We start from the raw sequence: 5,984 nt of genomic DNA on the forward strand, positions 1-5,984 counted from the left end.
GCACTCTTATCACCTTTTACAAAGTCTAACATATGAATTGCATTAGCTAGACGATAGAATGATGTATCGATCGTTGTTTGATCTGCATAATTATCAGCTAAAATACCTTCAGCTTCAGCTAATGCTGCTTCAAATTCATTAACAACTGCTGGTACGACATTATCCAATGCACCTTGAGTTTTTAATGTATTTGCAGTATCGACAGCTATTTGTAAAGCCACCTTATTTGTTTGTGGTATTTCAATTTCCTTTAAATTATCTACAGCTTCTTGTAGATCAGCTAATGCATTATCTAATTCTTTTTGCGTACTATTATTATTAGCTAATACAGAATTTGCTTCATCTAATTTTTGCACAAATACTTGATATGATTCAGAAGTATATTGATTTTCATCAATATTCAATCCATCAATGTATGATTGTAAATTATTACGATCTGGTAGATATTCTTCATTATTTAACAAGATTACTTCAGAAATCGTTGGAATATTATTTGCTTCCCATTCAAATTTTAATTCATAAATATTTGACCAGAAAGGTAAATAAATTTCATTTAATGACTTACTTAAAGTACCTACCTGTACCCATTCTCTACCATTTTCTCCATCAACTAATGCTAATACACTAGCGTTAGAAATACTTCCTTTTTGAATAATATTTATTTTTTTAACATCTAGATTTTCTGATAATGTATAACTAATATAACCAGCTTCATCAGTATCTGGTCTATATGCTGTGGCTAAATTACCATCAAACATATTTTGTGGTACATAACCTTGTTTTTCAATTACACTTGCATCAAAAGTTGGATCATTTGATACTGGAACATATTCACCTTCATTAACTACAATTTCATTAAATACAACAGCACGATTATTATTAGTTGCAGTAATCAAAATTTTAATATAACGAGCTGTTATATTATCTACAGTCCCTTCTACATATACTTTGTTTGGATATGTACTAGATGCTTTATATCCTGCATCTGAATTTAAGCAGGTAACGCTGGCATCATCTTCATTTTCGATTCCATCACCAATTGTAATAACTTTAGTCCAGTTTTCCAAATCATTTGAAATCAAAATATCAGCATCACGAATATAATTAACAGCTGAATCCTGGCAGTACATTGCCAATTTGTTAACTATTCTTTCTTGACCTAAATCATAAATAATATATTGTCCTTTTTGTGGCAAGTCAGCAAATTCTGTCATCGTATCTACATTTCCATCAAATGCTGCTCCATTATTACGACAATCTTCTGATACTCCCCAAGATGAATTAATACCAATATCACTATCTAATAAATATGGTCCTGACAATTCATTTGAAATTACTTCAAATTTAGTAATTCCAAAAGTAATTGGTTCACCAGTATTATTAATTAATCTTATATAACGAGCATCAGGTAAATCTGTATCATTTGCATCAACATCTACCCAATCAACATAATTCTTAGATACTTGTAATGTCAAAGCATCACCATTTACTAATTGTAGATCAATATCAGCCAAATCTCTGATTCTTGGTAATGTAACCCCAATATATTCATTGCTGTTTAATACGATCGTATCTACTGGTGCTATTAATGCGCTGCTAGTATCAATTGTTGTAGCGATATTCTTTAGATCTGCATTATTTGTATCTACAAATGTATCGCTTGGTTTATTAACTCTAAAATCAGACATCTTTAACCAAACACCTTTATCTTGAGTATTTCTAACTCTTACATAACGTGCTTTGATACCAGTTAAATCTGCTTCTACTGTTTTCTTTTCAACATTTTGAGTATAACTTGCAAAAACAGTATAGTTAGTACCATCACTTGAATATTCTAAATCATAAGCATTCCAATAATCAGTACCAGAATTCCCCATGATAAATCTAACTTTACCAAGTGGTAAAACAGATCCTAGATCTAAACCAACATAGTCATCAACTTGACTATTTTGATTAAACCATGTAAAAGTACTATCATCATCATCAATCATGTTAGCAGTACCATAAGTTGAATAGATTCCATATCTAGCAACTTTGATAACACTAGCATTATATTTTTCACTTGTATCGTCTACTATACCTTGACCATTTACTACAATATCACGAACACCTAACCAAGTATTTGTTTTGTCAGCAGTTGCAATTACTCTAATTGCTTTTACATTATGTAAATTTAAATCAGTTAAATTGATTTCTTGTGGTAAATCATATTCTTCACCATTTACATCCTGCCATACTTTACCATCTGTAGTATATTCTACTTTAGCTTTTAAGAAAGTATCATTTAAATTTCCACTTTGTCCTAATCTAAAAGTTACTGAATCAACATCGATAGCTTTACTATAACTAATTCCAACATACGTACCAGTTGTAATTGTATTTGGTGTTTTATAAACCACTTCCGTACTTGCATTATTATCTAATGCATTATCTAATGAACCTGTTGGCGTATCTGTACGGTTTGTAATAAAAGAAACAACATCTTGATCAGGATTAACTATTGTACTTACTTTAGCTGATAAAATAGTATCTAGATTTTGCATAAATGGATAAATGTATTTTCTACCTACTTTTGCATATTCAGTATGATCTACATAAAAGAATCCATGCGTTCTAGAAGTATCAAATTCAGCTTGACCAGTTGCAAAATAATCCCAAATCACGCTGCTTTCTTCTTCATTTTGTAATGCTTTAGCAGCATTTAAATAATTAATAATCGATTCTGTTGTTTCCTGCCAACAGTCTAACCAATAAATAATTTGATCTCGCGTTCTTTCATTTCCAGGATTGTTACGATATGTATTAGCACTATCCTGTAATAATTTAAATTCAGCAATTAAATCATCAGCTTGAGCCAAAATATCATTACCAGCATTCAAATCATTGATAAAGCTAGATAACTTATCTTTTAAATCTACTGATTCTTCATTACCAATTTGCTGTGAATTCATCATATGTTTACTCAATTCACGTAAGGCAATCGAAGCAGGTGTATCATCAATCGTTCCATGATCCATATAATTAAATGAATCATGCCATACTTGATCATATTTACTTGCATCTTCCCAAATATTCCATGCATAATCAGCATTAGTAAATAATGCTTCTTTACTAGGTTCTGACTGTTGCATTGGATTTAAAACAATTCCTTCAACAGTTGATGGATCAACATTAGGTTTTAAAACTGCTTCAGCTCCTCCCATAATTAAACCATCTTTAGTGTTATCACTACATGGCCAATTGATCCACATATAAGCAGGGCGTCCCATATTTTGATAGAATCTATCATTAAAGCTTGGTCCTACTTCACCCCAAACTCTACCACCAGTTTGAATGATACTTACTGAATCTGGCAGTTGTTTCAAAGTTTGCATCTGAGAACTTGAACCATATCCCATATAATCATTTGGGCAAAAGATTGTATCTGCTTTTAATCCTGGTACAGTTGCTTGTTTTTCAATCAACCATTCAGTTAAATCAGTCATCAAGCGAACATAACATTGTGCTCCTTGTGATGGAACAGAAGCATCATCTGCTAAAATTGCAAATTGTTTTACTCCTACTGACATTAATTGTTCAAATTTAGTTTTTATAATATTTAAATCTGTTTCATAATTTTCATCAGTATTAAAACGAATTGCATTATACATAAATGGATGTAATGCATAAACATAGTAACATTTGCTCTTATTACCAGCTTCTGCCAGTTTACTAATTTCAACTAATTCTTCATCAGTATATAATGCTTTCCAATTTGAATTATGCTTAGGATCATCTTTAGGAGCATAAATATATTGATTTAACTTATAATCTCCACCAAATGTCATCAAATCTGCACGATCCTCATTTGACCATGGATTTCCATAATACCCTTCAATAAATCCACGTCCTTTTACATCAGCATAATCATTAATCTTTACATTTAAGATATTGTTATCTTTAACTTGGTTAAAAATATGTTTTAATGATGTCAATCCGTGGAAAGCAGCATCAGTATCTTTACCTAATACTGCAATAACACCATTATTGATATCTAAAATATAAGAATCATAGTTAGTAAATAGATCCTCACTATTGATTAAACCGTTGCTTTTAAAATAACTATCTACATAATCATTTGAATTATATGTCCCAATAATCAAATTTGTTTTATTTGCATCGATTGCTTCACTAACTGTATATGTTTTATCTAATATACTTAATATATCAGCAGCATGATCTTTAGTAAAACTATCAATTTCATCACCATACACCACATTTACATCATTAGAAATTGAAAAGCTATCATCGCTATATATCATTTCCTGAGGAGTTGGATATATTGTGTAGTTTGAAATTTCTTCTGCATTTACTGAATTTAACATAACTAATGAACTAAAAGTCATCGATAATGTTAAAGCAACTGTTAACACTTTTTTTAATGTTTTTTTCATTTCATTCTCCTTTCTCGTATAACTTTAAATTAACTAGATTTCCACGTTTACTAGTAATTAAAGTTTCCGTATTGCATAGAATACTACTACAAATAAAGACCAAATGCTAGTATACTAAAAGCACATACAGCATTTGGTCTTGCCTACTTAAAGTAACAATCCTATCGCACTTCTATTATATCATTGCTTAAATCTCTGTCAACCGTTTTTACTAAATACAAACTTATACTTTAGTTTTAATTTAGTTAATTTTAACTAAAGAGCAGTATTTCTTTTAATATGAATACACAGATACGTCTGTTCATCAGGTGACAAAGTATAATCATAACGATCTTTGATTAATTTTACTATTCTATTGATACACAAAGCTAATCGTGCATTTTCTTTAAGCATATCACGAATATCCGATGTTGTATCTTCAAAATTGACTTCCTCATTACTAAAAATTCTTTCAGCCAAATATTTTAAATGAATTGAGATTCTTGCATAACCAATAGAATCTTCCTCTAACTCTATTTTCATGGTTGTTTTAATTACATTTAAAACTTCTTTTGTCAAAGTAACTATTCTAATTGCATTATTTGCTTTATCATTAAATGAAAAATTGACTAAATGCAAAGCTAAATATCCAGCTTCATCATCATCTAATCGAATTCCTATTTTTTTTTCAATATAGTCAAGTGCCCATAAGCCAACTTGATATTCTTTTTTATAAAGTGTTTTTGTCTCATTTAAGATTATATTTGGTAAATAGACATGTTCTTTTTTTCTCTTAACAGCAAAAGAAAGATGGTCACTTATAGCAGTAAAAATTTCACCACTAAAATCTGTCTCTAGATCTTTGCTTGCTTTAGCAACTATCTTATTAGCAATCTCAAAATAAACAGCAGGTACTTCTGCAATTGACTGCTCAAAACGCTTCTTTTGTTCATCTTTAAATAAATATGTTTTTTCTATTTTAGATTCATCCACTAAGTCCCCTATCTTCTTTTGAAACCCAATACCAGAACCCGTTAAAATAATATCGCCTAATTCATCTGAAATTGCAGCTATGCTGTTATTGTTAAAAACCTTTAATATTTTCAACTCTGCCACCTCTTTCTACATCAATATATCATTTATTGAATCAACAATAAATCCTACTTCCGTTCCCATAATAATTTGAATACTACTCTTATTAATTTTAACTATTCCTGCGGCACCTGTTGCTAAGATCTGTTGTTCATTAATTATATCAGCATCCTTTAATTCCACTCTTAATCTGGTAATACAACTATCAACAAAAATTACATTACTACGACCACCTAATGCCTCTAATATCGAAATTGCTATTTCATCGTAGTCGTGATCAGCCAGCATAACTCCATATTCTTTCTCATCTACTTCAATAATTGTACGAAATCGCACCTACGGTACTCTTTCGTACAATAGGTGTGAAACTAACGTTTTCTTGCACGAAAATCTTGCGATTTCGTACAATCAAACTAATGCGTCCTTTGCATCGCATGTGCGAATATATGATATTCTCCATGCAAAGCACGCATTAGTTTC

At 30.5% G+C, this 5,984-nt stretch carries 3 protein-coding genes; all 3 read right to left on the reverse strand.

All coding sequences use genetic code 11. The features are described 5' to 3' along the window. Window positions 1–4,433 (reverse strand): beta-N-acetylglucosaminidase domain-containing protein (locus BR82_RS0114155; protein ID WP_027090700.1); only part of this gene is annotated, 4,433 nt, incomplete at its 3' end. A gap of 255 nt (window positions 4,434–4,688) precedes the next feature. Then, window positions 4,689–5,528 (reverse strand): PRD domain-containing protein, encoded by an 840-nt coding sequence (locus BR82_RS0114160; protein WP_240474573.1) that lies wholly within the window; start codon window positions 5,526–5,528, stop codon window positions 4,689–4,691. Between the two features lie 6 nt (window positions 5,529–5,534). Next, window positions 5,535–5,840, reverse strand: a complete 306-nt coding sequence (locus BR82_RS0114165; protein ID WP_027090702.1) for a PTS sugar transporter subunit IIB — start codon at window positions 5,838–5,840, stop codon at window positions 5,535–5,537. Window positions 5,841–5,984 lie beyond the last annotated feature (144 nt).

This window comes from Thomasclavelia saccharogumia DSM 17460 (assembly GCF_000686665.1).
GTDB lineage: Bacteria > Bacillota_I > Bacilli_A > Erysipelotrichales > Coprobacillaceae > Thomasclavelia > Thomasclavelia saccharogumia.